This window comes from Candidatus Poriferisodalis sp. (assembly GCF_965198245.1).
Classification (GTDB): domain Bacteria; phylum Actinomycetota; class Acidimicrobiia; order Acidimicrobiales; family Poriferisodalaceae; genus Poriferisodalis.
This window is the reverse complement of sequence record NZ_OZ240249.1, coordinates 3,560,096-3,586,806: the sequence shown is the minus strand read 5'-3', so window position 1 is coordinate 3,586,806 and position 26,711 is coordinate 3,560,096. Positions and strand designations below refer to the sequence as shown.

General features: G+C 64.4%; 21 protein-coding genes and 1 pseudogene. 17 read left to right on the top strand and 5 right to left on the bottom strand.

Annotated elements, in window-relative coordinates:
* Positions 1–24: 24 nt before the first annotated feature.
* The 9 genes from ACOCMM_RS15995 (at position 25) to ACOCMM_RS15955 (ending at position 10,036) form a co-directional block, all read left to right on the top strand.
* Positions 25–1,110, top strand: a complete 1,086-nt coding sequence (locus ACOCMM_RS15995) for a hypothetical protein (protein WP_419554122.1) — start codon at positions 25–27, stop codon at positions 1,108–1,110.
* 1,067 nt (positions 1,111–2,177) lie between these two features.
* Positions 2,178–3,362 (top strand): hypothetical protein, encoded by a 1,185-nt coding sequence (locus tag ACOCMM_RS15990; protein ID WP_419554121.1) that lies wholly within the window; start codon positions 2,178–2,180, stop codon positions 3,360–3,362.
* A 286-nt stretch (positions 3,363–3,648) separates the two neighbouring features.
* Positions 3,649–4,464, top strand: a complete 816-nt coding sequence (locus tag ACOCMM_RS15985) for a hypothetical protein (protein WP_419554120.1) — start codon at positions 3,649–3,651, stop codon at positions 4,462–4,464.
* A gap of 168 nt (positions 4,465–4,632) precedes the next feature.
* Positions 4,633–5,517 carry a hypothetical protein gene (locus tag ACOCMM_RS15980; protein ID WP_419554119.1) on the top strand — a complete coding sequence of 295 codons (885 nt, stop codon included), beginning with the start codon at positions 4,633–4,635 and terminating at the stop codon, positions 5,515–5,517.
* 6 nt (positions 5,518–5,523) lie between these two features.
* A complete protein-coding gene (locus tag ACOCMM_RS15975) occupies positions 5,524–6,423 on the top strand; it encodes a hypothetical protein (RefSeq protein WP_419554118.1) in 900 nt (299 codons plus the stop codon).
* Between the two features lie 155 nt (positions 6,424–6,578).
* Positions 6,579–7,373, top strand: coding sequence for a hypothetical protein (locus ACOCMM_RS15970; RefSeq protein WP_419554117.1), 795 nt, complete (start codon positions 6,579–6,581; stop codon positions 7,371–7,373).
* Between the two features lie 409 nt (positions 7,374–7,782).
* A complete protein-coding gene (locus ACOCMM_RS15965) occupies positions 7,783–8,496 on the top strand; it encodes a hypothetical protein (protein WP_419554116.1) in 714 nt (237 codons plus the stop codon).
* Between the two features lie 170 nt (positions 8,497–8,666).
* Complete coding sequence (locus tag ACOCMM_RS15960) at positions 8,667–8,987, top strand: helix-turn-helix domain-containing protein (RefSeq protein WP_419551537.1); 321 nt, start codon at positions 8,667–8,669, stop codon at positions 8,985–8,987.
* A complete protein-coding gene (locus tag ACOCMM_RS15955; protein WP_419552455.1) occupies positions 8,984–10,036 on the top strand; it encodes an integrase core domain-containing protein in 1,053 nt (350 codons plus the stop codon). Before ACOCMM_RS15960 ends, ACOCMM_RS15955 begins: the two co-directional genes overlap by 4 nt.
* A gap of 161 nt (positions 10,037–10,197) precedes the next feature.
* Here ACOCMM_RS15955 and ACOCMM_RS15950 read toward each other — a convergent pair whose 3' ends face one another.
* Positions 10,198–10,359 (bottom strand): hypothetical protein, encoded by a 162-nt coding sequence (locus tag ACOCMM_RS15950; protein ID WP_419554115.1) that lies wholly within the window; start codon positions 10,357–10,359, stop codon positions 10,198–10,200.
* A 210-nt stretch (positions 10,360–10,569) separates the two neighbouring features.
* Between ACOCMM_RS15950 and ACOCMM_RS15945 the strand changes: the two genes are divergently transcribed.
* The 5 genes and pseudogenes from ACOCMM_RS15945 to ACOCMM_RS15925 all read left to right on the top strand — a co-directional run bounded on the left by ACOCMM_RS15945 (position 10,570) and on the right by ACOCMM_RS15925 (position 16,626).
* Positions 10,570–13,518: a hypothetical protein gene (locus ACOCMM_RS15945; RefSeq protein WP_419554114.1), complete on the top strand. Its 2,949-nt coding sequence runs from the start codon at positions 10,570–10,572 to the stop codon at positions 13,516–13,518.
* A 58-nt stretch (positions 13,519–13,576) separates the two neighbouring features.
* Positions 13,577–14,497 (top strand): hypothetical protein, encoded by a 921-nt coding sequence (locus ACOCMM_RS15940; protein WP_419554113.1) that lies wholly within the window; start codon positions 13,577–13,579, stop codon positions 14,495–14,497.
* The gene (locus ACOCMM_RS15935) at positions 14,497–15,561 is read left to right on the top strand and encodes a hypothetical protein (RefSeq protein WP_419554112.1); all 1,065 of its coding nucleotides are present in this window, start codon (positions 14,497–14,499) and stop codon (positions 15,559–15,561) included. The genes ACOCMM_RS15940 and ACOCMM_RS15935 overlap by 1 nt, the downstream gene beginning before the upstream one ends.
* A pseudogene (locus tag ACOCMM_RS15930) lies at positions 15,558–15,839 on the top strand (transposase); the annotation flags it as partial. The gene ACOCMM_RS15935 and the pseudogene ACOCMM_RS15930, both read left to right, overlap by 4 nt.
* A gap of 52 nt (positions 15,840–15,891) precedes the next feature.
* Entirely contained in the window at positions 15,892–16,626 is a 735-nt protein-coding gene (locus ACOCMM_RS15925; protein ID WP_419554929.1) for a hypothetical protein, read from the top strand.
* Positions 16,627–16,668: 42 nt separating this feature from the next.
* Here ACOCMM_RS15925 and ACOCMM_RS15920 read toward each other — a convergent pair whose 3' ends face one another.
* Together ACOCMM_RS15920 and ACOCMM_RS15915 are read right to left on the bottom strand one after the other, a co-directional pair.
* The gene (locus ACOCMM_RS15920; protein WP_419554111.1) at positions 16,669–17,619 is read right to left on the bottom strand and encodes a S1 family peptidase; all 951 of its coding nucleotides are present in this window, start codon (positions 17,617–17,619) and stop codon (positions 16,669–16,671) included.
* Positions 17,616–17,909 carry a hypothetical protein gene (locus ACOCMM_RS15915; RefSeq protein ID WP_419554110.1) on the bottom strand — a complete coding sequence of 98 codons (294 nt, stop codon included), beginning with the start codon at positions 17,907–17,909 and terminating at the stop codon, positions 17,616–17,618. The genes ACOCMM_RS15920 and ACOCMM_RS15915 overlap by 4 nt, the downstream gene beginning before the upstream one ends.
* Positions 17,910–18,327: 418 nt before the next feature.
* Between ACOCMM_RS15915 and ACOCMM_RS15910 the strand changes: the two genes are divergently transcribed.
* The 3 genes from ACOCMM_RS15910 to ACOCMM_RS15900 are packed head-to-tail and all read left to right on the top strand — an operon-like array spanning position 18,328 to position 24,850.
* Positions 18,328–22,005, top strand: a complete 3,678-nt coding sequence (locus ACOCMM_RS15910; protein ID WP_419554109.1) for a DUF2339 domain-containing protein — start codon at positions 18,328–18,330, stop codon at positions 22,003–22,005.
* Between the two features lie 26 nt (positions 22,006–22,031).
* A complete protein-coding gene (locus ACOCMM_RS15905; protein ID WP_419554108.1) occupies positions 22,032–23,270 on the top strand; it encodes a DegT/DnrJ/EryC1/StrS family aminotransferase in 1,239 nt (412 codons plus the stop codon).
* Complete coding sequence (locus ACOCMM_RS15900) at positions 23,267–24,850, top strand: glycerol-3-phosphate dehydrogenase/oxidase (protein ID WP_419554107.1); 1,584 nt, start codon at positions 23,267–23,269, stop codon at positions 24,848–24,850. The genes ACOCMM_RS15905 and ACOCMM_RS15900 overlap by 4 nt, the downstream gene beginning before the upstream one ends.
* A gap of 1,204 nt (positions 24,851–26,054) precedes the next feature.
* Here the strand turns inward: ACOCMM_RS15900 and ACOCMM_RS15895 are convergent.
* Together ACOCMM_RS15895 and ACOCMM_RS15890 are read right to left on the bottom strand one after the other, a co-directional pair.
* Complete coding sequence (locus tag ACOCMM_RS15895) at positions 26,055–26,396, bottom strand: type II toxin-antitoxin system PemK/MazF family toxin (RefSeq protein WP_419554106.1); 342 nt, start codon at positions 26,394–26,396, stop codon at positions 26,055–26,057.
* Entirely contained in the window at positions 26,383–26,619 is a 237-nt protein-coding gene (locus ACOCMM_RS15890; protein WP_419554105.1) for a hypothetical protein, read from the bottom strand. Before ACOCMM_RS15890 ends, ACOCMM_RS15895 begins: the two co-directional genes overlap by 14 nt.
* Positions 26,620–26,711 lie beyond the last annotated feature (92 nt).

Below are 26,711 nucleotides of genomic sequence, written 5' to 3'. Positions count from 1 at the left end.
TCACATGTTGCGATCGGAGCGCCGGTGAGCACGGCGCCGATGAGCCGGCGACAGTTCTTGGCCATAGTCGGCGGCACCGCCGCGGGCGCGGGCTTGGTCGGTTGGCGGGTGATGGACCACCTGGGCACCGGCGGTGTATCAGCGACCGGCATCGGCGACGCTGCAAGTGGTGGGCCGCTGGCCGTGCAGGTGGATTCGGGGTTCGTGGGCGCGACCAGCTGGCGTGGGGACCTGTTGACACTGCGCCCCGCCGCCGACGGAGGAATGGTGCTGCGGGCAGAGCTCGCGGGCACCGAGCACGTGGTCGATGTACCGGAAGGCTTCGCGGGGCGCTGCGTAGGCACCGCCGGCGACGTGGTCGCCGTGTGCGGCCACCGAGTCATCGAAACCGGCAGGATGACCTTCGAAGCCGGCACCGACTACCGGACGCTGATCGCCGACGCGGGCCCCATGTCGGAGCTGCTGCTCGGCGAGCCCGAGTACCCGACAATGTCGGGCCACACTTACGTGCTAGTTGAACGGTTTCCTTCTTTGCTGTCATCAAACGACTTGGTGACATGGGGGCACTTCGATTTGCCGCTTGTGGATGGCCGCGGCGGTTCGTTCGGTGCGGTTCTCGACCGTGGCGGCGTGCTCGCCGCAGACAGCTACGCGATCGCAGAAATACCCGACTCGGTGTACGAGACGACGCTGATCAATCTCGCTGATGCTGCAGTCGGGGAGGCGTCGGTCGTACGCGAACCGATACCGATTGACCATGGGTCGCTGTGGGGCGGTGCCGATGACGGTGCCAGTGACCTCGTGATAGTGAGCGATCGCAGCGGCACCAAGGGTTACGACGACCGAGGAAATGTCGCATTCAGCATCACCGACGGCAGCCAACTACTCGGCGTGAGCCCTACCGAACAAAGCCTGGATATAGCCGTTCAGATGTCTAGCGGCCGGCGGGAGATCCGGCACTTCAGTGACGGCAGCCACACCAGTAGCACAATGCTCGCCGACGATAGCTTGGTTCAGCATCGGGTCGCGCCTGACGTGATTGTCGCCGCACCCGACGGCCAGCACGCACTGATACCCAACGAGCAAGTAGCGCGACCGCGTACAGCCTAGTGGTCGAATGATCCGGCAGCCGTTGCCCGCAGATGGCAGTGAAACAACGATGACGACGATGGAGATGACAATGCGCACTAGACGGGATTTTGGGCGATGACAATGGCGATGCAGTGTGAGTATGACCATACTACCAAGCAGGAGGGACTAGCTCTTCGCGACACGGTGACGCTAGGCCCAACTGAACCCCAATCGAGCGTTTCGTACTATCGGCTTGATGCTGGCCTGCCCTATATAGCGCCTCTTGGCCGAACATGGAGTGAGCAAGATGCAACAAACACATCCGACAATACATCGATTCACCGATCCATGGTCCAGCCAATGCGCAGTTTCGTTGCGAGTATGAACCATTTCTCCGAAGCTATTGGTGATAGCGACTACGGCCGAGTAGATTGGATGGGACATCTCGGAACGGCTGCTGGCAGTGACAGGGACACTTTTCATTGGGCGCGGGCCGCTTTCGACGTTTCCTATGTGCACTGGAGCGGTGGTAATATATCAAGACCGCGCTCCGCGAATCGCGAAGTGCATAATTTGGGTGGTAACTGGAGGCCTACGACCCATCGTCGCTTGGTCGCCGTGGAAGCCTGTCTCAGGAAATGGTTCGGCTATGTGTTGAATCGCAACATTGATGGCCACGATAATCATTTCCATGTCGACCTAGGAACGGTTCCAGGACATTTGACTACGGAACAGGAAGAGAATGTGTGTAGCTCCGCTCTGAGATTGTTCCGAAGCGATCTGGCTTCCGGCGCATCCAACCCAACGAGCTCGCAAGTCAATAAGTGGAAATACACGTCGTGTGCATATTTCGTAGCGGACTGCGTGAACGCGTTCACTGATATCGAGGTGCCCTATAATGGGTCATATGATGAAGAGAATGACGGCGATGTTAGCGCTTTCGAGTATCTGCTCGCGGAACTCGGGATGGAATGTTTGGACCCCATTCGGTATCTGAGTCACTATCAATTATTCTTGAACTTCGTAATCATGCACGGCCTAGCCGATAAGTTAGCTGGCCATTTCCGCTTCGAGCCCACGGCTCCATATTGAGAAATCTGTTGCCTGTGTTCACGTCGGCTGCCGCGAACTGCGACAAACCGCGCTCGCGTTCGCTGCGCGTCGCGGCCGCGATTGCGGCCGTCGGGGCACTTGTGGCCGTTTCGGGGGCTAGTCGTTCGGCGGCAGCACAGAACGGCGATGACTCAACGGATGCGTACGCCGCTGGCAGCGAGGCGTCGGTCGCTTCGGTTTGGGGTGCTGCGCCGAGTTGGCCGTTCCAAGGAGTGGTGGCCCATGTCGGTTATGACGGTGGCTACAAGCCGGAGGTGGTTTTTCGGCCAGCTCTTGAAGCGGGAACAGTCGGTTTGGGTTTCCGCAATTCGGTGACGGGGGAAGTGTCATATGTGCAAGCTGCCGGTGATCCGTGGTTCTGTCACGGCGGAGTGATGCATGTGGACCGAGACGGAGTCGTGTGGGATTACGGCGAGTACGACAGCGACCGCCGTTGGACGGTTTGGGTGCCATGGGGCGATCTTGGCTATCCGTTGTTCGTGCGTCCACGTGGCGCGAGCTGGGATTTAGAGGATTTGAGTCGCCATGTCTGGCCGTCGAGGAGAGGTGATCGGGTGCAGTTCGGCTCGGGTGTTGCGGATCTATCGCTGACGGTCGCGGGTGATGAGGTGCTCGGGGTGGGCACGCCAGGCGGTTCGAGCTTCTACCTAGTGAGTTCTCGGCCGATTGAAGACAGGTTTGTTTCTGGGGATTGGACGGGCGGGCTGCCTGGATTCGTGATCGACGAGTATTTCGCGGCCCGCGAAGCGGCGGGTTCTGCTGGGTTGGCGCCCGAGGAGTATTTCATGTTCGATGAAGGAGCGGGTCCGGAGTCTTGGCCGTGGTGGCCTGAGTCGGTGCCGGAGGGGTTTTTTGCCGCTGACGACCCGAACAACCTGGGGTGGTTCGGCGTGGTGTTCGCGGGCACTGACGGGCAGCACTACGGATTGACGATCAGGTTCGACGAGCCGGCGTGCGGCGGGAACCTCACCTATGTGGTCGATGCGGTGAGCGGGGAGATCGCGACTTGCGGTTGGTCGTGGGTCGGCCCGTTGCTGGTGGCACCCGTCGACGCGGTTGATCCTTCGTTCGTGCCTGTGCTGCCTGAGCTGTCGATGGGTGATGACCACCGGGGACGGTGCTCAAGGGTGCTGGACCTGCGGGATTGGGGTTCATATCTGGAGCAGTCCGGTGACTAGCCGTTTGTCGGGTTGTTTGCCGGCGCGGGGTTCATGGCAGCAGTCTTGGCCGCTGGCTGGTTCGAATTGTTGCTGTGGGCGCAGCGCTGGGCGGTTTGGCGTTGCTGCCGTGTTGTCGGTTGTGGCGTTGCTGGGGTCGGCGTGCGCAGGGCGAAGCGGGCCAGAAGCGCCTGGGTCGGTCCCCGCTGTTGAGGACACGGCGTCGGCGGTTGGCGGGGCTTCAGGATCGGGTTCTGCTGAGGGGGTTGTTCGGGGAGAGTCCTCAGAGAATGTTGTCGGGGATGCTGTGAGTGGGGGGTCGGCGGGTTCGGTACCGGACGGCCTGGTGCAGGTCTCGTCGGTGCCGTCTTCTGAGCCGGGGCTTGAGCGGGAGTTGTTGTGGCCGCGATTTGTGGAGGGTTCGGCACCGCAGTGGCCATTCTCGGGTGTTGTGCAGTTGTGGGCGAACTCGAGCGGGACCGTGTCTGGAGGGGCGGGTGCGGTGTGGTGGCTGCGGTATTGGTCCGAGGGTCTCGACGCGGAGGCGTTGCCGCAGGTGCCCCTTCCGGGACTAGCGATTGATTGTTTGGGTGGGGTGGGGCTCGTGTCTCACGGCGAGTCGGGAATAGAGGTCGGCGGAATGGTGGGCGCGGCGTCGGGATCGTACCTGGTGCGGTGGGGCGAGCCTGCGCGGCGGCTGGAGGGCCCGTCTGAGGAACTCGTGTCTGAGATCCACGAACGGCCCTCGACGATCGAAATCGACTCGGCGGGTGATGTGGTGACATTGGCGGCGAGCGGGCGGCGGGTGTTCTATGAGATGCGCACACCGGCTCGTCAGGCGGGTGACTGGTGGCGTGTTCAGGTCCGCCTCGACAGTGAGTTGCTCATCGTGTCGGTGCATCCGGCCAATCACGAGTGCTTCTCAGGCGTGACGTGGCTGGTCGACGGTTCCTCGGGTGACGTGGTGGGTTGCGGCGCGAACACGTGGGCGACCCGGTTCGTGGCCCCCGACGACTACCCAGTAGGCGAGTTGGTGCTGCCCGATCCTGACGATGTCGGCACGTACCTGGAGTGCGGGGCGCGTCTCGACCTCACCCACATCCCGATGCGGGCCGATGGTTGAGCGACGTGAGCCGTGTGCCGCCTGCACCGCGGACGGCACCGCCGCGGGCGCGGCCTGGTCGGCTGGCGCGCACTGGGTGCCGCGGGTTCGGGCAGCGCTTTAAGTGGCGGGGCGCTGGCTGTGGAGGTGGAGTCGGGGTTCGTGGGTGCGACCAGTTGGCGTGGGGACATGTTGACGCTGCGCCCCGCCGCAGGCGGGGGAATGGTGCTGCGGGCAGAGCTCGACGGCACCGAGCACGTGGTCGATGTATCGGAAGGATTCGCGGGGCGCTGCGTGGGCACCGTCGGTGACGTGGTCGCCGTGTGCGGTCATCGGGTGATCGAGACCGGCAGGACGACGTTCGAGACCGGCATCGACTACAAGACCCTGATCGCCGACGCGGGCCCGTTGTCGGAACTCCTGCTGGGTCAGCCGGTGTTCCCCGAGGTCGCCGGTTACACCCATGTGCTCGTCGAGCGGTTTCCGTCTTTGTTGGCTTCGCGGGACCTCGCTGAGTGGGATTATTTCGACTTGCCGCTGGTCGACGGCCGGGGTGGCTCGTTCGGTGCGGTGCTGGGCCGCGGCGGGGTACTCGCCGCGGACCGCTACGCGATCGCCGAGGTTCCCGACTCGGTATTCGAGACGACGCTGGTCAGCCTCGCCGACGCCACGGAAGGGGAGGTGTCGGTGGCTCGCGATCCGATACCGGTCGATCACGGGTCGCTGTGGGGCGGCGGCGACGACGGCACCAGCGACCTGGTCATCATCAGCGACCGCGACGGCACCACCGGCTATGACAGCCGGGGCGGTGCCGTATTCAGCATCACCGACGGCAGCGAGCTGTTGGGTGCGAATCCTGAAGCGGACAGTCTCGGCGTCACCGTCCAGACCGCGAGCGGGCGCAGGGAGGTCCGCCGTTACCGCGACGGTGTCCACACTGATACCACTGTGCTGGCTGACGACAGCCTGATCCGTCACCGCATCGCACCCGACATCACCATCGCAGCACCCGACGGCCAACACAGTCTCGTGCCTAACTCACAGATCGCCCGGCCGAAGCACACACGGAGGTAGGCAACCATGGCAGTCAACGTTTGTGACTACTCCCCTTCAGCGGCCACCGATCCTACGGAGGCTATTGATGCGAATTACCCTTACGACAATCCGATGGGAGCGCTCGGAAGTGTCGGTGCGCATTTCCGACCAGCACTCCGGGACAACTGGACCGATTGGTCAGCCGGCGAACTCAGTCTTGACGAGTCGATGCGCAGGCCGATCTACGACTTTGTCGACAATCTGAGCTGGTTTTCTCGTGAAGTCGGCGACTCCGGATACGGAAATATCGCGTGGATCGGCCACGTAGGCGGAGGACCCGGGGATCGGAGGGCGACATACCACAATACCGGCCACGCACTCGACATCGTCCGCATTCAATGGGTTGGAGGCAATGCATCGCACCCACGAGACGGCACTTCAGAAGTACACGATGACCAAGGCAGGTGGCTGCAAACCACACATCGCAGAATGGTCGCCGTCGAGGCCGCCCTCCGTAAGCATTTTGGCTACGTTCTCAACCGCTATATCGGCGATCCTGCAATAGAGGAAGGAGAATGGGGTGAGGAGGGTCCCAACAGCAAACACCAAAATCACTTCCACGTTGACAATGGATGTGAGCGTGCATTGCGCGTTGATCGCACGAGTTTGGATAACTCGGCGCAAGGACATCGATCGGTCCGGTCATGTCACTACTTCGTTCAGGATTGCATCAACGCCTTTACCGATCTAGAGGTCGAATACGACGGCCGATGGAGCCGCGCCACTGAGCACGGGTATCTGACCCTGATAAGTGATCTCGGGATGGAGTGTCTCGACCCGACTACCTACCTGACGCATTACATGCTCTTCTTGGACTACATCGTAATCCACGGTTTGAGCGGCAACGGCGCGGGTGCCTATCGCTGGGGCGACTATATAGTATGAAGCGACGGGAGGGGATTCTCGCGAGAGCAATGACGGTTGCTGTCGGATGCGCCGTCATGGCAACATTGGTCTTGCCTGGACAGGCGACAGCCGAGGCCAACTCGAACCGAGGTTACGTTGCCCATGAGGCACCCGATTGGCCGTTTCGAGGAGCCGTGCACTACTACGGTTCGGGCTTGGCGTGGATATCAGCTCCGGATGCCGAAACTGGCGCGCGGTATGGCATCCGCTATCGTTCATCAACGGATGGGGCCGTTACAGAATTGGACCTCGGCACTGGCGACAACCTTGAATTCTGCGGCCCCGGTGAAATGTTCGCCGGGCCGTTAGGCATTTGGTTCGACTACCCTGACGGTACCCGCACGGGCCATTGGACGCATATATATGTTCCTTGGGGTGACGCCGCATACCCGATGTACACCAGATCTCTACTCGCCCGGACGTTCACAGACGCGTGGCAGTCGGACACCGAGATCGGCGGTAGAGCCATCGGTGTCCGAAATGCCGATTATGGCGGCTGGCTCACCTTGGCTTTCGATACGGAGGAGCGGCACTACCGTCTCGTAGATCTCGGACTTTATCGGGGAGATGTGCATCCATCTGAGTTCCGGCCGCCGCCGGAGCCCCCGCCCGATTGGGAGATAGGCAGAACAGTGGACATGTCTCACTCAGACGGTGTGCATTTTGGCATCAATGTATCACTACATGAGGATATCTGCGGCGGACGACAAACTTACGTATTCTCAGTGGAATCGGGAGAATTTGTTGGGTGCGGGTGGGGCTATCTGGGTCCAATATTCATAGCACCGCAAGATGTACTTGATTCTTCACCGTCTCCTTCGTTCCCCGTCGATGCATATTGGCACGATCCGTTGCGCGGATGCGAAAGTGCATTTCCGATGGATGCACTGCTCGACATGACCGACCAAATAGCCAAATCTGTGGGGTGACGATTGTGCAGTGCACAAGGCAATATCGGAACCCCTGAGAGGGAGTTAGGAATTGGGACCGAGAATGCGCGAGACGAGCAAGAGGCGGTGGCGACGGATCCACCGTGTGTGCTGTATCAGTGCGTCGTGGTCAATGTTGCTGCTAGTGCCGGGGTGTTCTGGCTCAGAGCCTGTCGCTGAGGAGGCGACGATCTCGTCGACTGCGCGAGCGCCGTCAGGTACTGCCGTCGATGCGGGGAGGTCGGGTGCGGATGTATCGCTTGCGCTTGAGGCAGGCGAGCAGGGGGAGACAGCGGCCAACGGTATCGAGGATGCTGCTGGCCCGGTGCCGGTGAGTTCGACGCCAGCTACTTCGTCTCCACTGGAGACGTCTGGATCAGCGCTGAAGCGGCCGCAGTTTGTGGAGGGTGTGGCTCCTAACTGGCCGTTTGCGGGTGTCGTGCAGTTGTGGGCCAACGCGGGCGAAAGGGCGTCTGGCGAGGCGGGCGCGGTGTGGTGGCTGCGTTATTGGTCGTGGGCTGAGCCTGCCGAGACGTATCCGCCAGTGCCGCTGCCGGGTATGGAGGTCGATTGCTTGGGCAGTGTGGGGCTGGTGTCCCACGGCGCGAAGGGCCTCGAGGTAGGAGAGGCGGCTGGTTCGGTGCCGGGCTCGTTCTTGGTGCGGTGGGGCGAATCGGCGCAGCGGCTGGCTGTGCCGTCGCAGGAATTGCTCGCGGAGTTCGAGACCCGGCCTTCGACGGTGGCGGCCAGTTCTGTGGGCGATGCGGTTCGGCTTGCTTCGGGTGCCCAGCAGGTGACCTATTCGATGCGCGACCCCGCGCGGCCTGACGGTGATTTGTGGAGCGTGCAGGCACGCCGTGACGGGCCGTTGTTCGTGCTGACTGTGCACCCGGCCAATCATGAGTGTTTTTCGGGTGTGACTTGGCTGAGCGTCGCAGAGACGGGCGAGGTGGCGGCATGTGGCGCGAATACGTGGGCTACCAAGTTTGTTGGGCCTGCGGACCGGCTGACGGGGGAGTTGGTATTGCCTGGGCCAGATGATGTGGGCACTTACTTGGGCTGCGCTTCGCGGCTGGAGCTGACTGACTTGCCGTTCACCGAGGACCGTCGGCTCGCGCCTTGAGCATCGTGCCCGTCGACCACGCTCGCCTGTCGCAGGTGCTCCTCGCCGCGGGCCGCTACACGATCGAGGCCGTGTTGCGTCTGACTTAACGCGACGGGATTCTGGTTCTTTCAGGTTGCATCTGAGATGGTGGCTGGCCTTGATCATGGAGGCCGTCAACGATGACGTCGATGCAGCGAGAGCCGAAGCGGATGCTGACAGCGGAGCAGAAGTACGACTTGTGGGTGCGGATGCTGTCGGGGCAGATTTCCCAAGCGGACGCCGCGGCCGAGGCGGGGGTGGATCGCTCGGTGGTCGCTCGGCTGCGCGCTGTGGCTCGCGACGGGGCGATCGCCGCTTTGCAGGCCTCCAGGCCGGGCCGGCCGCGCCAGTCCCGCGCCGAGGCGTCGGAGGCGGCCGCGTTGCGCGCCGAAGTCGAACGGCTCCAGTCCACGGTGATCGAGCAGGCGGTCGAGTTGGCGGTGCTGCGGGGAAAATCGCACTGGGGATGAGCGGCCCGATCCCCGCCCGCGTCGACGGGGCCGCCAAAGCAGCGCTGCTCGGCTTGATCGACGACGCTGTGCGCGCCGGCTGGAGTCTCACCCGGGCCTGCGCGGCCCTCGAGGTCGACCGGGCCAGGGTGTGGCGCTGGCGACAACGCCGAGCCGCCGGCCGCCTCGAGGATCTCGCTGCGGGCGGGAACCCGATCCATGGGCTCCTCGAGTGCGAAGAGGCCGAGATCTTGGCGCTGTTCGATGACTGGGGCGACATCGACCGCTCGCACCGCAAGCTCGCCCACCGCGGCTCCTACGAACAGCGAGTGTGGGTATCGCCATCGACAGTGGATCGGGTCCTGGCCCGTCACGGCCTTGCCCTGCAAGGAGATCCGCGGCCCGCGCGCAGCGTGAAGACGCCGTGGCCGGCCTGGCATGAATGGCGCCCGAACCAGCTGTGGTGCTGGGACGGCTCCCAGTTCGAACGCTGCGCTGCCGCCAAGCACGCGTACGCGATCGTCGACCTCGTCAGCCGCAAATGGATCTCCACCCACCTCACAGCCAACCCCGACTCGGTCGCCGCCCGGGTCCTGTTCAGCCGCGGTCTCGACAACGAAGGGCTGCTCACCAACGAGCTGCGGGCACGCCTCGACGACCCCGACGCCGAACCGCCCGACGACACCACGATCCCGTTGCTGCTGGCGATCTCGGACAACGGCACCGAGATGCGCGCCAACGAGACCCGCCGGTTCATGGCCCTGTGCTCGATCGCTCAACACTTCGGCCGCCCCTCCACACCGACCGACCAGGCCTGGATCGAGTCGCTGTGGGGCCACGCCAAACGCGAGCACCCCCACCTGACCACGATCACCGACCCGACCGTGCTCACCGCCGAACTCGAACGGATCCGAGCCCACCACAACAGCGTCCGGCTGCACGAAGCCATCGGCTACCTCACCCCCAACGACGAACACGACGGCCGCGGCGACACCATCCGCGCCGCCCGCCAGCACGGGATGCACACCGCCGACCAACAACGCCGAGCCTGGCACCGGAGCCAACGATGACCCAGACCACTACTCTCACCAACCACAACCCGCCAGCAACCCACCGACGCAGTCTGAACCCAACCCCAACCCGTCGCGAAGAGTCAGAAACACCTCAAGGCCACCACCGCCACAGCCGAAGACACCGCGACCGTGGGCCGGACCACGAACGTGAACTTCACCTACCAGCCGCTCGACGCGACTGCTGAGGGCAGCGGTCTTTTCGCCACCCTGGGGGTCACCCCCGACAAAGCCCGCACCACCACCGCCACGCTCGCGTTCACCGTGTCAGGACACACCAGCACCCACACCGTCACCTCGCACTGGGCGACAGGGTTCCACACAGGCGGGCACGCTCGACCAGGTAGCACAAGCAGCCCAGCGGACATCCTCAGCGGCTCACGAAGCCGAGGAAGCCGCGTGATGTTTGCGGCGTGCCGGACTGGGGTCAGTTCAGAGCTTGGTTTCTGCGGTGTGGGCACGATGAGGACAAAAGCGACGATCGGAGTGCGTCATGGGATCGTGCGCGGCTCGGCAGAAATGAGATGAGCGGCATGAGCGAGAGGGCATTGCGGGCTTGCCGCCGCAGCCGCAGGGTGCGCATCGCCGCCGCAATGGTGATCGGCGCGCTCGTCGTGTCAGCGTGCAGCAACGGCAGTGCTGGGCGGCAGGATGCGACGACGCCGACTTCCGAGACCTCTGCCGCAGCGGAAGTCACGGCCGAGCCTGCGGCGACATCTGGTGCGGCTTCGCTAGACCGGCTGGGGCCGGACCGGGTGTCAGGTTCTGTTGGGGTTGTCGGCGGCGGCGTGGCGGCAGTCCCGGACGACAACCGCGCGGTACGGCCCGACGCCGAGGTGAGCGCTGCGCCGGACGCGGCCGATGTGGTCGCGGAGGACGAGCACGACGCCCGGCCGGTGAAACTCACGCCGGAGGAATTGGCGGTGCTGCGGATGGCTCTTGATCCTTCGATGTCGGGCGGCGGCGTTCTCGCTGGGCACGCCAACTACTGGTGTGCATTGACGTCTGAGGGTCACATCGTGTGTTGGGGGACGCATCCGAATCGCCTGGCGTGGCCGCCTCGTGGGGTATTCACCGCGATCTCTGTTGGAAACGATCTGGCGTGTGCCATCCGCGCTGACAAGTCGCTCGTGTGCTGGGGCTCAGAGCGCCTTGGCGGCCTCGAAGTCCCGACCCCGGACGGAGAATTCACAAGTGTCACTGTCGGCGGGCGTCATGCGTGCGCTATTGGTACCGATGCGACCGTCGCTTGCTGGGGCAGCTTCCACTACCGCGAGGATGCGCCGGAGAACGCACGCGTTCCTGACGGCAAGTTTGTTTCGATCGCGGCGAGGGACGAGCACACCTGCGGGGTGCGCGTTGGCGGCGATCTCGTCTGCTGGGGACTGATCGACGAGGACCGGGTTCATCCGGCGAGCGGAGAGTTCATCAGTGTCGGCGGATCGTGCGCGATTCGTCTTGATCGTTCTCTTGCTTGCTGGGACCGCGACCTATTCCGCCAATGGTTCGGCACTTTCCCGTACGGGGAGTTTCTCTCAGTCTCCGCGGCGGGAAATCAAGGCTGTGCCGTGACGCTCGACGGCGTTCTCGTGTGCTGGGGATACGAGGGCTTGACGCGTCAAGTCTCAGCGGTCCCGTCCGTTCGATACGTCGCTGTCGCGGCCACCACTCACGGCCGCTGCGCTCTCACCGTCAATGGCAACGTCGGCTGCTATGGCGGGAGAGTCGGATCGACGCCTCGCGGCCAGTTCGGACCCGGCCGCGAATCGGTCCAGCTTCCGGGTCATGATGCGGTGGATGTCGACGGCGAGACTGGCGCGATAGGCGCCCGAGCACGCCGTATCGGCATCGGCGACAGCTTCATGTGCATGTTGCAGGCCGATTCGACGATCCGCTGTTTCGGGTCGTTCTTGCAGTGGTACCACGAGTACGACGAGTTCATCGACGCAGTGGCGCCACCGGGCAGATTTGTCTCAGTGGTTGCCGGCCCGAATCATGCCTGTGCCTTGACGCTGCAGCGCACGGCCGTGTGCTGGGGGCCGAACTCCGAAGAACGCGACCCTCGATGGGGCGACCCTGTGGGTCCGGCCGCCATCCCGGGCGGCACCTTTGCGTTGCTCACGGCCGGACAGTCGCACACATGCGGGTTGCGCGACGACAAGAGCGTCGACTGCTGGCTGAACCGGACGGGCACCCTGCTCGACACGCCAGACGGAGACTATGTGGATGTCTCCGCAGGATCCGAGCACACCTGCGCCCTTCGCGACGACGGTGTGATCGTCTGCTGGAGTGCCTTTGAGGAGTATCAGCCCTGGCAGCCTGCTGTGCGAGGCAGCCGGTATGTCGGACTGGCATCTTGGGCGTACAAGTCGTGCGGGATACGGCAAGGCGGCTTCGTCACATGCTGGGCCGACAAGCCGGACGCCGGACCCGAGCCGGTGTACGCCGCGTTCGCCGACGTCGCTCTCGGGGATGGCCGCGCTTGCGGTCTCAGACCGGACGGCACCATCGCATGCTGGCATCACTATGGCATTGAGCAAGTGGACCCGCCAGAGGGCGAGTTCATCGAGATCTATGCCGGGTCTTCGACTTCGTGCGCCATAGACGCCCAGGGCGAGGTCACATGCTGGGGCCGCAATTTCGGGGGCCGAGCTTCGACGACCGGGCACCAGTACACGTCGGTCTCGTCCTCCGACTGGTACTCATGCGGAATCCGCGAAGACAAGGCGCTCTCATGCTGGGGAGCCGAAGCGACCGGCCTGCCGACGCTGCCCGCAGGCGAGTTCGCGCAAGTCGACCTTGGCACCTATGTGCATTCCTGCGCGCTGCTGACCGACGGTTCGGGCCGATGCTGGGGCGACCTTTACCACCTGGGCTTGGACTTGCTGCCCGAGAGCTACACATCGGTCTCCACCGGAGGAGCCCATGTCTGCGGAATCCGCCCAGACGAGACGCTCAAGTGCTGGGGAACGTTCGACCACGGACTCCGAGAGCCTCCCGAGGGTCGCTTCACCGCAGTCGCCAGCGGCCAGAGGCACTCCTGTGCGCTCGACGAAAAGCAGGAAATCGTCTGCTGGGGACTGGACTCCGATGGCCAGTCAAGCCCGCCCCAAGGCCGCTTCGAACAGATCGCAGCAGGCCCGTTCCATACTTGCGGAATCCGCGTCGGCGGCGAGGTCGTCTGCTGGGGCTTCGACGCTGAGGGGGAGGCATCGCCGCCCAGCGGCACATTCGTCAAGATCGCAGCCGGCACCGACCTCACCTGCGGAATCCGCTCGGACACGACCATCACCTGCTGGGGCAGACCCGGCTTCCGCTCCGATGCCCCGACCGGTGAGTTCGTGGACCTCTCCGTCGGCCAATTGCACGCGTGCGCCCTCAGCAAGACCGGAGACATCACATGCTGGGGCCGCCTCGGAGGTGTGCTGTGGGAGCCGCTCGGGAATGGAGAGCTACGACTGATGAGAACAAGCAGACCATGACAGCAACCAGCCGACGCGCCGGCCGGATGCATGCGGCGTCGGCGCGGGTGGTCTGCCCATGAGACGCGTTCGGGCGACTGCGGTCGGGGTGGTATTCGCCCTCATGGCGCTGTTGACGGTCGGGCAGGCGTCGGTGTCTGCGCAGTCCGAGGACGATGCGTCAGGCGCGAGCGAGCCGCGGGCCGCTTCCGATGAGGGGACTGCGCCACCGTGGCCTTTTGTCGGAATTGTCGGTTTGCAGTACGACCCGGAACGTGAGAGCAACGTCTTTGTGTATTGGGATTCCGAGACGGGTGCTCTTAGCGAGGTCGGTTTGGACCAGCGATATTGGTCCACCTATTGCCCTTCGGAATTCTCGGCAGATCGGCACAGAGTCTTCTATTCGCTGGATTCCTTGGAGGGTCAGCGCTTGGAGTTCGTCGTCCCGTGGGGCGACGATGCCTACCCGGTCCTCCATAGCGCGGGCTTTGTCGACTTCTACACGTCCGCCGAGGACCAGTTCGACCACGGCAGCGACAGTGGGAATCTGGAAGCGAGGATGCAATACAGCGTCCTGCGAGTGGACAACTCGCAGGAGGTCGCGTACTTCTCGTTTTTGTACGATTTCGATACCGAGCGGCACGGGCTGGCGCTTGTTGACCCGCAAAGAGGCGAGCAGGCGTTCGAGGCCGAACCCGACGACGATGAACGCATCTGGGGGACGAGAGGCGGCGGACTGGGCGCGGCGGGGTTCTACTACGGCTTCGAGGTGCGGTATTCCGAACCCGCCTGCCAAGCAGAGGACGCTTATGTCGTCGACGGCCGCACCGGCGAACTGGTGGCGTGCTTCCATACCTTAGGGGGTCCTTCGCCGGTCTTCGTCGGGCCGTCGTCGCTTGCCACCCTTGAGCTTCCCGAGCCATTTTCCGACAAGGTGTGCGACGGATTCGACCTGGGCAAGCTCGACAGGAGCGGTGCGCCTGAAGGAGCGCCCGACTGATGTCGCGACTGCGCGCCTTGTCGGTGCTGGTCGCGCTGGCGGTCCTCAGCGGCTGCACCGGTGCGGAGCCGACGGCCACCTCGCCGGCGGCGTCGCAAGCCGACACCTCCCGAACGTCGCTTCTGACCGCGACCACAGCAGCCCCCGCCACATCGGCTGCTCCGACACAGACGACTGCGCTGTCAGCAGAGCCGGCATCCACCGCTCCGGCTCCGACGGAAAGAGCGCCTGCAAGCGCAGACGACGCCGACACGGTTCCTGCAACCACAGCGGCTGACGTCGACACCGACGACGCCCAAGACAGCGACCCAGAGGGCGAGGACGCTTCCGATGAACAAGACCTCAGCCGACCGCCTGGTGCGCCGAGTTTCAGCACAGGCCGCACGCCCGAGTGGCCCTTCACAGGACTGATCCAGCTCTGGTACAGCGCCGACGATCGGGAACCGCATTGGTTCGTTCGCTACTGGCACTGGCCCTCGACCGGCAACGCAGATTCCGAGGTGTGGCTTCCCGGCTTCGAGACGGACTGCCTCGGCCAGACAGCAGTCGTGGTGCACGGCCCAGACGGCATCGAGGTCGGCACCACCGACGGCACCAACCCATCCACATACTGGCTCGCGTGGAGCGGCGGAGCGCACCCAACAGAACAGCCCACCGAACAACTCACGACCGAAGCCTCAACACGAGCCTCCAACATCGAAGCTCGCACCGAAGGAGACCTGCTTCACCTCGCGGTGGGCGAGCAGTCTCAGACCTACAGCCTGCGCGAACCGGTCCGCCCCGACGGGCAGCGATGGATTGCCCAAGCCCGCCACGACGGCGAACTGCTCATCATCACCGTGCATCCGGCGCACCTGCCGTGCTTCTCGGGCGTGACATGGCTCAGCCACGCACCAACCGGCGAACTGCTCGGCTGCGGCACCAGCACCCATGTCGTGCGCTTCGTCTCCCCGACGCCGACAAACCACGACAGCCTCGTCCTGCCTGATCAGGACGCACTGGGCACCTATCTCTCGTGCACCCCGCCGCTCGACTTCGCACGCGTCACCCTGCCAAGCCCATGACCCACAGCCCACCGAGATGCCAAGTGGTGTTCCCTGTGTCGGGGCCGGAGTTGCCGCCGGGCCGTTCGCGAAGATCGGTTCCCAAGGAATTCAGGGCTGTTGCCGTGGCGTTAGTGCTTGATGAGGGCCGCAGCAGTGCGTCGGTGGCTCGGAGCTTGGGGATCGGGGCGCCGAATCTGGGCAGTTGTGTGCGTCAGACGCGAGTCGACCGAGGCGAGCGCGAGTGGCTCACCACGACCGAGCGGACGGGGCTGGCCCAGCTTCGGCGGGAGAACGCGCAGCTGCGGATGGAGCGTGATCTGCTCAAAGGGGCGACGGCCTTCTTGGTGCGTGCCCGGCGACGGCACCGGGGCGGGGGCGATTTCGGGCAGCTTCGACGTCACCCCGACCACCGCGGACTTCACAGCGTCCGATGCGTGGGGCATCTCGGGTGTGCCCTCTGCGGGCGGCAGCGGTCTGAGCCGCACCGTGAGCATCACTACGACCGGCACCGGCCGGGTCGGTGTCAAGGTCGAGTGCCGAAACACCGGTTATGGGATCGCGACAGCGACCGCGGCGTTCGTGGCGCGTCCCGCGTCGGCGTGCGTGTCGCCGCTGGGAACGCTCGCGCACGCCACCCGTACCGTGACGGGCACGCTGAGCGCCACGAGCTGTGCCACCGACAGCCGCGACCCCGACTCGACGGACACGTTCTATGTCCGCCGGCACGCGTTCGCCTTGGCCAGTTCTGGGTGGGTCAGCATCGGTCTCGAGGCCGCCGCGGTGGGCACCAGCACTTTGGGTGCCTATGTGGTGCTGCTCGACGGACACGTCTCAGGCGGGCAGGCACTGCGCGGCGACGACAACAGCGGCACTGGCGACAAGGCCCGCTTGTCGGAGGTGCTGCTCGCTGCGGGCCGTTACACGATCGAGGCCACCGCCGCAGCCGGGGACACCGGCGGCTACCGGCTCGTCGTGGCGGTTGATTTCGCTCTCCATTCCGACGAGTTGCCCGCCGCGGTCACCGCCAGTCAAGATCAATCGCCGCATGTCGCCGCGTACAGCGCCCCACTCGCGCAGCGTTGAACTGGCGGGATGCGCTCTGAGGCAGCGGGAGGTCTGTATCGCTCAGTTGTCGCCGCCTGCGGCGGACTCGGTGTGGGGATGTGCAGCCAAGAGCCGAGCCGCGCAGATGGTGTCGATCACGTCCTTGCGCCAGCAGATCCCGAGGCCGGCATCGAGTTCGCGCGATTGGACTCGTCCGCTGTAGCAGCCGATGAACTCGCTTCTTGTTTCGCCTCTCACCAGGTTGCCCAGATTGCCCTGCAGGCCCTCGTCGGGCGTTGGCGTGCCGTACGGGTCGTTCCGGTTCCATGTGCCCGTGTATTGGGCGACGATCGGGGAACCGGACATTCCCGGCCGTGTTTGGCTGTCGACGAAGAACGCCGGCAGTCCGTCCAACAGCCCTTGCTGTTGCGCTGCTTCGCTGTCCTGTTCGATCGTTATGGGGAATCTCGGCTCCGATGCCACGTAGCCGGATTTCCAGATGGGCATCCCCAGCTTGACGCTGATGCCTTTGGGGTAGCCGAGTATGAACACTGGCACTCCGGGCATCACGGGAACTCGGTCGTCGCTGATGCGGTTGATCGCAGGATGCCAAGGAACCTTCTGCTCCTTGTAAAATCTCGCTTCCAGCGCTACTACGTCGCAACGGTGGCCTAGGGAGGGATGCACGTACCATCTTGGCTGGCCGTCTGCATAGAGATCGTAAGAGAGCCTCGTCGGCTGGTACCCGTCGTGTTCGCCGAGTTCGACGTGAACCGGCAGATGGAGGCGCAGCCGACGGGGGTACCCGTCAGGTGATCCGTCCCCTAAGCGCTGACGGGTGAACGCGTGCCGGCCGGTGACGACGTGGCCATTGGTGATGATGAACCACTCATCGTCGTTCTCGACGAAGAACGCCGTGGCATTGCCGAGTAGCCGGTCGCCGTCGAGCACTTCGATCTTGAAAGGGCACCGCGAGTAGATGTTGCGGATTCCGCCCTCGGGAAGAGTGTCGAAATTCGCCCCGATGGTCATGATCCCCGCGTGATGTCGGACCTGCCGAGCAGCGCAGCCGACACGCCGGACTTGCGCCAGGTGCCATACGCGATGTCCTTGCGTGCGCCGTAGCTGGCGGCGTGCTCGATGAGTCCTGCTTCCACAGCGGGCAAGCCCGGTTCGTCGGCGAGCGCCTCAAGGCCGACTCGGCGTCCCCGCTTCGGACGGGGCGACTCCGGCGCCTCCAAGTAGTTACGCACTGCTGCCGCCTCGATCCGGCCGGCAGCGATCACGGCTTTGTGCCCTTCGGACATCGTTCGGTCGGCCATTGGTCTTTTCTTTCAACGGTGGCTCAGGACGTTCTCGATTGCTGCCAGCCTGGCTGCTCGCCACGTGCTTGGGCGATCTGGGCGACCGGGCGGGCGAACCAGCGGTCGATGACCTTCAAGCCTTGTTGGGCGGCGCAGTCCGACACACCGCCGGTCGCGGGACTGTCAGGACTGACAGTCCCATCCGCCGCGAGACAGTCGACGACATGGTGGCGCTCGACGTCGTTTGACTCGACGCAGGGCGCGCTGAAGGCCGGCTCTTGCCTTCATGAATGCATGAGTAGTCTCAACCCTCGTCAGGATCTTGAGGCGTTTGGGATGGGCGCACACGTCTCGCGTTCGGCAGCACGACTCGAACACGTAGGTGACATGCGGTACGCGCACAACTTCACGCGAAGCGACAGTTAGGGCTCACCGCATGCTTCCTGTTGTACTTGCGCTTGTCGGTGGGTTCATCGGCGGTGCTGTTGGTCCCGCGGGCATTCCCGTTGGGGCCGCCATTGGCTACTTGATCGGGCGAGATGTCGGTTCTCGTGAGATGCGCTCTCGCGTGAAGTCCCTCGAGCGGGAAGTAGATGCCCTGCGTCGATCAGCTGCATCTCCGGATGCATCTGGGAGGCCAGCTGCGGCCGCGGGACCCGCACGATCGTCTGGTGGGACCCAACAGTCCCCGTCTTCCTCGCATCGCAGTTCGTACGTTCGGCCGACGACAGAGACTGGAGCCGAGCCGGAATCACCACCCGAAACGTCTGAGACCGCTCCGTTGCGTGCACCGCGCCCGGCACCTGCACCACACCCGGCACCCGCGCCACGCCCGGCACCGACAACTGCTCCTAGGCCCGCCCCCACGCCTCGGCCGGCAGTACCTGCGACCCGACGGCAGCAGGCGCCTCGTCGACCGGCGAAACCGCCCGAGCCCACCTTGGCGGCGGTTGCAGTTGCTCGTGCGCGCACGTGGCTGCTGACGGGCAACTCGCCCGTGAAGATCGGGATCATTCTCTCGCTGATCGGGCTGGGTTTCCTGTTGCGGGAAGCAGCTGTGCGCGGCTGGGTGGATTTCACGATCGAGATTCGCCTCGCAGCAGCGACGGTGTTCGGGCTCGGCTTGCTGGCGTTTGGTTGGCATCAGCGAACGAGACGGCCGATCTACGGCCGCAGTCTCCAGGGCGGCGGGATCGCTGTTCTGTACTTGGTGACGCTCGCCTCCTACGCCTTGTACGACCTTCTGCCCCCGCTGCTGGCTCTGGCTGCGGTCGTGCTGATCACCGTCGCAGCCGGTGCGCTCGCCATGATTCAAGGCTCGCTGACGCTGGCGATGCTGGGTCTCATCGGCGGCTTCTCCGCGCCGCTGCTGGCGTTCGCGTGGCCCCAAGACCACTTCGAGGTATTCGGCTTCTACGCGGTGCTGGGCGTTGCCGTGGTCGCCGTGGGCAGGCGGAAGGCGTGGCCGACGCTGGTGCTGTCGGGTTACGGCTTCACGTTCGTGGTGGCCGGGCTGTGGCTGTTTGCCCGCGAGGGCCACAGCGACTGGGCGCAGCTGCAGCCGTTCGTGGCGTTCTTCGTGCTGCTGTACGCGCTCGTGCCGCTGGCATGGCCGCTAGTGCCGTCGTCTCGCGACGAGCCTGTCGGCTTCAAGGAGGCATGGAGCACGCCGCTGGTGTTCTGCACGCCGTTCGCGGGGCTGGCGATGCAGGCGCTGCTGGTCGGCCATTTGCGCTACGGCGTCGCGGTCAGCAGCGGAGTGCTCGCTGTGCTGTACGCCGCCTTCCACCAGTTGTCCCGCCGACTCGCGAGCACGGGCAAGCAGATCGAAGTTGCCTATGCGGCGCTCGCCGTGGTGTTCTGCGCAACAGCGGTTCCGCTGTTTATGGGCGCATCGGCCACCTCGGCCATCTGGGCTGTACAGGGCGCAGTGCTCGTGTGGGCCAGTTCGCGATGGGGCTCACGGCTGGCGCTGCTGGGCGGCGCTGTCCTGCAAGCCATCGCCGCTGTCGCATACGGCGTGCGGATAGCCACCGACTCCGTGGACTGGGACTCTGCTGCGGTCTTCGGTTTCTGGGCTGAGGCCACGCCGGTCCTCAACGTGTACTCGCTGGGGGCCGTCATGCTGGCTGCCTGCGGGCTTGCCGGCGCGGAGTCTCTGCGTCGCTCGTCGCACTTCGACCCCTGGCGCTCATCGGCGAAGAGCGCGGCGTTGGTGTGGGGTGCCGGTTGGTTCCTGTTCGCCGAGACCGCCGCCGTGTGGCTGCGACTCGGCCTGCTGCCAGCCGTCGGGCTGTGGGCAGTGCAGGGTGCTGCGCTGATGTGGGTTGCATCGAAGCACCGCTCGATGCCGGTTGCCGTTGTTGGCATCGCCATGCAGGTCGTCGCTGCCGTCGCCGCGGCGCTCAAGCTGAAGGCGGACTCTGACGAACTGCGGTCCGGTCCGTTCGAGTTCTGGGCGGAATCGCTGCCGGTCGTCAATCAGTACTTCGCCGTAACCGTGTTTCTGGCGGTATGCGGATTTGCCAGCGCCGCCGCTGTGTCGCGGTTTGTCGACTCTCGTGATGACGCTTGGCGTTCAGTCATGTACTCGGCGTTGGCGCTCGGCGGAGGCTGGTTCCTGTTCGCCGAGTCAGCAGAGATGTGGGTTCGGGCGGGGCCGCTCGCCGTGTCGACGATGTGGACTCTCGAAGGCGCCGTGCTGGTGTGGCTCGCCGCCCGTCGCCGATTGGTGGCCGGCGCAGTGCTCGGCATGCTGCTGCAGGTTGCTGCTGGCGGGGTCTATGCCGCTCGGTTGGTGGACGACAGTGCGGGGCACTCGTCAACTCTCAGCTTCTGGGCAGATTCGACGTCGATTCTGAACCAGTACTTCGGCGTTGGCGTGCTGCTGGCCGCCTGCGGCGTCGCAAGTGCTGTGGTCGTCTACCGGTCAGCGTCGGCGCTGCGCGAACTGCGTGTCCCGTCGATGTGGCTGTCGCTGCTGTGGGGCGTCGGCTGGTGGCTGTTCGCGGCTGCGGCACAGATCTGGGTCGCGACCGATGACTACCGGCTGTGGGGGTTGTCGCTTCTGGTGATCGGCACGCTCTCAGCACTGTTGGCAGCCGGTCGGGTGCTGAAGTGGAACGAGCTCGAATGGGCCGGCGTGCTGATGCTGCCGACGCTCGTCGCGGCCTTGGCGGTCGCCCTCATCAGCAAGGACTACCCGTCCGCTGATTGGGGCTGGACAGCGTGGCCGCTCATGATCGTCGCGTACGCAGCGTTCCTGCGCACCGGCGGGGACCGGCTCAAAGTCCTGGGTCAGTACGGCGGCCTGTACTGCGTTTTGAGCGTGTTCTTGGCCGCTGAGGTGCACGGCCAATTGGCGCAGACCGCCGCTGGGCAATGGCCGCTGTACGGAGCCGGTGCTGCGGTGCTGCTGTGGCTGGGGGTTTCTCTGCTCGCCCGTCCGATCGCGCCATGGTTCGTGGGAGACGGCTGGCGCTGCTGCTTGCTGTATGGCATTACGCCGGTCGCGTGGACTGCTGCTGCAGCTGCTGGCATTGCGGTGCTCGGTCACCACGGAAACGTCGACCCGCTGCCGTTCCTGCCGGTCCTGAATCCCATCGACATCTGCGCGGCAGCTTCAGTCATCTTGCTGCTGAGATGGAAGAGCGAGATGGTCGCCGAACTGTCCGCCGATTCGGACAGCCTGACGCCTGCTGTTGCAAGTCTGCGGCGCTTGGCCGCGACCCCTTGGTCCCCGGCTCTCAGCGCCGCGGGTGTCGTCGTGCTCACGATGACCGCGGCTCGATCTGTCCATCACTGGACGGGCGTGCCGTTCGAGCTGAGACCGCTCGTATTCTCCACAGAGCTGCAGGTTGCTGTGTCGATCCTGTGGGCTGCGACCGCGTTGGCTGCGATGGTCGTCGGTGTGAGAGCGGCCGACCGGCGCATCTGGATCGTCGGCGCGTCATGGATGGGGGTCGTGGTGGTCAAGCTGTTCTTGATCGACCTGGCAAGCCTGGCCGCACTGCCGAAAGCTTCTTCATTCATCGGGGTCGGTATTCTGCTGCTGATCGTCGGCTATCTGGCCCCGGTGCCGCCATCGCAGTCCGAGGCCGACAGTTCGAAGTGAACGTCTGGGCCAATAGGCGACTGGACATGTCGGCATCTGCATGGCTGCGTGCCGTGATTTCTTGCGCCCGACCCTCTGCGCCGGACGGAGCATCGTCGCTCGAACAGCGCTGGGACCCTGATGGTGCCGGTGTCGTCGGGTTGTCCGTGCGCTCGCTGTTCGATCTGTGGCTGCGAGCTCAACGCTGGCAGCCAGGTGACCGCATCGTGTTCTCGGCGTTCACCGTTGCCGACATGCCGTTCATCGCCCGCGCCAACGGGCTCCATGTCGTCGCGCTCGATATCGATCCGGCCACCGGGGAACCTGACGCCGACGCGCTTGAGAACTTGATTGACGAGCGAACCCGAGCCGTGATCCTGTCACACCTGTTCGGTGCCCGTGCACAGACCGACGAATTGCGGCGTGTGACCCATGGGAATGGATCGCTGTTCGTCGAAGACTGCGCCGAGGCGTACGCAGGTCCGCATTGGCGTGGACACCCTGAGAGCGACATCGCGCTCTTCAGCTTCGGTCCGGTCAAGACAGCCACGGCCGCGGGTGGGGGCCTCGCTCGGGTGTGTGATGGGGACGTGCGGGGCGAGATGCGGCGGTTGGCGGCCGAAATGCCCGCGCAAGGTCGAGCTCTTCAGCTCAAACGCTTGGCGAAGTTCGGACTGCTCAACGCGTTTGCGTCGCCGCGGATGTTCGGAATGGTCGTGCGGATCCTCGACAAGCTGGGTCCCGGCCATGACGCGGTATTGCAGCAGCTCACCCGTGGGTTCCCGGGTCCCGACCTGCTGGACCGGATCCGCCGTCGACCATCGGCACCGCTCGTGCGAACGCTCGGCGACCGCCTCGATGAGGGCGATGAACCTGTCCGCCGGCGCATCGTGCCCGCCAGCCGGCTGATTCGGGGGCTCGGCGACGCGCTCATTCCCACTTCGCAGGCTGAGGAGCACTCGTACTGGCTGGTACCTGTGCTGGCCCCCAACCCGCAGGCGCTCGTCGACCAGCTCGCTGCCGCTGGCTTTCATGCGACGCGAGGCCGCGCGTTCGCAGTTGTCGAACACGACGATCCCAACGACGGTCCACCATCGTTGGGAGCGCGTCGGCTGCTCGAGCACGTCGTGTATCTCCCATTCGACCCCGCCATGCCCGAGCCCGTGCTCGACTGCCTCGCCGCGACGGTCTCCCGCGAGCTGCAGTATCAGCAGGTCGCCGAAGGGGAACACCAGCCGCTCGGTCGTGGTTCGGCCGGGTTCGCGCCCGATGAGCCTCCGGGATGACGGCGACACTTACCCCCACGTCACGAACAGCGCTGCTGGATGAACTCGAGACCACCAGCTTCGACGTGATCGTGATCGGCGGCGGGATCGCGGGTGCCGGGATCGCCCGGGACGCAGCGGCGCGGGGTCTGCGAGTCGCCCTGTGCGAATCCGGAGATTTTGGCGTCGGCACGTCGTCGCGTTCATCCAAGCTCATCCATGGCGGTCTTCGCTATCTCGCGCAGGGGCGCGTCGACTTCGTCCGCCGCACGGCCCGGGAGCGGGCAGCTGTTCACGTCATGGCGCCGCATCTGGCACGGCCCGTCTGGATGGTGGTGCCAGCCCGCCATCGGATGCAGTCCGAATGGTTCCGCTGCGCGCTCGCTGTGTACGAGCGGCTGGGCAGCGTGAGCCGTGACGATGCTCATGTGGGCTGGGACCGCGACGAGCTTGAGAGGCGGGAGCCAGCGCTCCGCCTTGACACCCATGGTCGGGCCATCGCATTCCGGGAGTACCTCACCGATGACGCTCGACTCGTCCTCGCTGTCCTGAGAGCCGCAGCAGCATCAGGCGCCGTGCTGGCCTCCCAGGCCCCTGTGCGTGCGCTCCTGCGTCAGGGAACCCGAATCACCGGAGTGATCGCGCACTGCCCGGTGACCGGCCGGGAGGTCAAGATCCGCGGGAGTGCCGTCGTCAACGCTGCCGGTCCGTGGGTCGATCACGTCGCGCGGCTTGAAGCCGAGTCGCCCGCTGCCAATGTCCTGGTCTCCAAAGGCGTGCACGTCGTCCTCGACCGCGGGGCCCTCCCGGTACAGCATCCGATTCTGTGCACAGCATCCGATGGCCGCTGGGTGTACGTGATCCCACGCGGCGAAGTCGTGTACGTCGGCACGACAGACACCCCATACGAACACGAGCGAGTGACATGGCCGGCCATCGACCGGGCCGACGTCGACTACCTGCTCGAACCACTCGCCCGATACTTCGCGACCCAGCCACCGACGGCCGGTGACGTGCTGGCGGCATGGGCCGGATTGCGCGCTCTTCCGGTTCGGCGCTCGCGCAAGTCGGTCTCCATGTCACGCGAGGCCGAACTGCGAGTAGGCCCCGGAAGATTGCTGTCGGTTGCGGGCGGCAAGCTCACCGGGTTCGCCGGTCTGGCAGCCAGCGCGGTCGAGATGGTCGGCAGGCTGCTGGAGCGCGACCTGCCTCCCGGTCCGGGCACAGCGCCGCTCCCCGCCGCCGCCGCCGAGCCGATCGTCGGAGACGAGCGCCTCCACCATCTCTACGGCGCTGACGCACCACAGGTCATGGGCCAAGGCGCCGGACGGCTGGTCGACGGCGCACCGGTGCTCACCGGAGAGGTCGACTGGGCGGTAGGCGTCGAAGCCGCCACGACAGTCGAAGACGTCATCTACCGCAGGACACTGGCCGCCTGGTTCCAGCCGCATCACCGAGCTGAACTGGCTGCAGCCATCGCCGATCGCATGACGGAATTGCTGGCGTGGAGCCCCCAGCAGCGCGAAGAACAGGTTCATTCCGTCCAGCAACGATTCGCCGGAGAGTTGGAATTCTCTCGGGCCGCTGACAACGACGCCTGAGAACGACCGATGAGCCGTCAGCCGTTAACCCGCCGATCTAAGGCATTGCAGCGTAGGTAGTCGCCCGTCAATCGCGGTAGGGACAAAGCCACCGTGCGATCAAGCCTTGCTATACGAGCCTTAATCGTGAAATAGGCCTCACACGTGACTGAGGGCGATGCTTGCGAGCCGGATGTGCAAGCCAGGGAGCGCCACGCCGGGAGCTCCAGAGCCGAAAATGCTGCGGGAGCGCACGCACACTGCCGGTACCGTTTCCGCTGCCGAGAGAACTATCGAAAGCAGATTGAAATGGTGAAGAAGTCACGGTTGGCCATTGCCGGGGCCTGGTAGTCCTCGTAGCTATCACGATGTGGGACGGTCTGGCCTACTGCTGGTTGATCCTCCTGCCGGTTATGTGCAATCGCTCGAAGCGGGCGTTGGCGTCACGTTTGATGAGTATTTTGACATCAGGCACGAATGTGCAAAATACGCAGCGACGTACCCGACGATCGACGAAACTGAACGTGATCAGCTATTGACCGTACGCTACGAGCACCATTGGCAAGCGATCAGGAGGTTCATGCTCGATCATTCGGACATCATAGTGGAGCGTCTTCAGTAGGACATTGTGTGCAAATCAATGCCAGTTTGCGATCATGTAAAGCGACAGAAAAGCCTTAAAGTTCTGCTGTCGGACTGCGGTAGCCCGAGTTCGGACTATCGAGGCATCCCGGGTCCATACTCATTCGAGCAACTTGGACTCGAGTCTGCCGTCGAAGATGCGATTCAGGAGCAGTTGCCGCTAGCTGTCGGTGCGCGTGATGCGGGCGGGGCCACGGCACTGACAGTCGGATTGGATCACAAGAAGTCATGGGTCTCCAGGCAAGAAGTAATCGCGAAGGCCATTGCGTTCATCTTGCTGTGAATTGTCGCGATGACGCTCATCGTGATTCTCTATTTCGTAACCGATGAGTCAGTGCTTAATGTTCTTGTAGCAGTGTCTGCGGGGTTTCTGGTCTTGTGCCTCTTAGGAATTGTCCGGATCGTCTTGTCCATCTATTGCTATGCAATCGATACTGCCGAATATGCTTGAAGTGCATTCAGGGCGGTATTGGGCATCGTGTAAGCGCGAGTGATGGTCCTGTCACTTGGCGTCCACTGACCGGCGGGCTGGGTTGTCGTCGCAGTTCCAGACCAGAGTGAATTCACCTCTGCACCATATGTGTCACGGGTGGTTGAGCAGCGTCCTGACGATCTCGCTGACGTGCCACCTGGTGTCAACGTCAATCGCGCCAAGGGGACGAACCAGGCGATTGGCGTTGACCGATCGCAGCAGTTCGCATTGCACGTAGCTCGTCTCGTCCAGGCCTGTGCGTGTATTCGCGGGGACTTCGACATGGAGGTCCAGTCCCCGGTGGGTTGTCGTGAGCGGTGCCACGATTGCGATCGGAAAATCGGAGCCGAATATGTCCGGCGGCCCGAGCACGAGGGCAGGCCGGCGAGAGGCAGGTTCGTTCGGATACGGCTCTCCGAAGTCGGTGAGCCAGATCTCGTCAATCGACGCCATCGCTCACGTGGGTCGATTCGAGCTCTGTCAGGTAGCTGGCCCATGCCTCCGGATCCCTGCGCAAATCGGCGTATTGCTGTTGCACTTGCAGCCCGAATCTCAGCCGGCGCAGGGCGTCAGCGGCCTGACGGACCGTCTCGGTGAGGCTGTCGCCGCTTGAACGGCTCATCTCGACCAGGCCCGCATGAGTGCCTCGGTCGACACGGATCGTGGTGGTTTCCATGGCGTGACGCTACCGCGTCTGGCTACAAGATATCTACAAAACATCTACACGGACCCCTCAGGCGCTGTTCCGCCTCACATCGAGATCGGCCG

What these genes read in the sequence shown, in the direction of transcription:
- ACOCMM_RS15980 (WP_419554119.1), top strand. Translation starts at nt 4,633, where the DNA reads ATGTTGACGCTGCGCCCCGCCGCAGGCGGGGGAATGGTGCTGCGGGCA.
- ACOCMM_RS15975 (WP_419554118.1), top strand. Translation starts at nt 5,524, where the DNA reads ATGGCAGTCAACGTTTGTGACTACTCCCCTTCAGCGGCCACCGATCCT.
- ACOCMM_RS15960 (WP_419551537.1), top strand. Translation starts at nt 8,667, where the DNA reads ATGCAGCGAGAGCCGAAGCGGATGCTGACAGCGGAGCAGAAGTACGAC.
- ACOCMM_RS15955 (WP_419552455.1), top strand. Translation starts at nt 8,984, where the DNA reads ATGAGCGGCCCGATCCCCGCCCGCGTCGACGGGGCCGCCAAAGCAGCG.
- ACOCMM_RS15945 (WP_419554114.1), top strand. Translation starts at nt 10,570, where the DNA reads ATGAGCGAGAGGGCATTGCGGGCTTGCCGCCGCAGCCGCAGGGTGCGC.
- ACOCMM_RS15940 (WP_419554113.1), top strand. Translation starts at nt 13,577, where the DNA reads ATGAGACGCGTTCGGGCGACTGCGGTCGGGGTGGTATTCGCCCTCATG.
- ACOCMM_RS15935 (WP_419554112.1), top strand. Translation starts at nt 14,497, where the DNA reads ATGTCGCGACTGCGCGCCTTGTCGGTGCTGGTCGCGCTGGCGGTCCTC.
- ACOCMM_RS15920 (WP_419554111.1), bottom strand. Translation starts at nt 17,619, where the DNA reads ATGACCATCGGGGCGAATTTCGACACTCTTCCCGAGGGCGGAATCCGC.
- ACOCMM_RS15915 (WP_419554110.1), bottom strand. Translation starts at nt 17,909, where the DNA reads ATGGCCGACCGAACGATGTCCGAAGGGCACAAAGCCGTGATCGCTGCC.
- ACOCMM_RS15910 (WP_419554109.1), top strand. Translation starts at nt 18,328, where the DNA reads ATGCTTCCTGTTGTACTTGCGCTTGTCGGTGGGTTCATCGGCGGTGCT.
- ACOCMM_RS15905 (WP_419554108.1), top strand. Translation starts at nt 22,032, where the DNA reads ATGTCGGCATCTGCATGGCTGCGTGCCGTGATTTCTTGCGCCCGACCC.
- ACOCMM_RS15900 (WP_419554107.1), top strand. Translation starts at nt 23,267, where the DNA reads ATGACGGCGACACTTACCCCCACGTCACGAACAGCGCTGCTGGATGAA.
- ACOCMM_RS15895 (WP_419554106.1), bottom strand. Translation starts at nt 26,396, where the DNA reads ATGGCGTCGATTGACGAGATCTGGCTCACCGACTTCGGAGAGCCGTAT.
- ACOCMM_RS15890 (WP_419554105.1), bottom strand. Translation starts at nt 26,619, where the DNA reads ATGGAAACCACCACGATCCGTGTCGACCGAGGCACTCATGCGGGCCTG.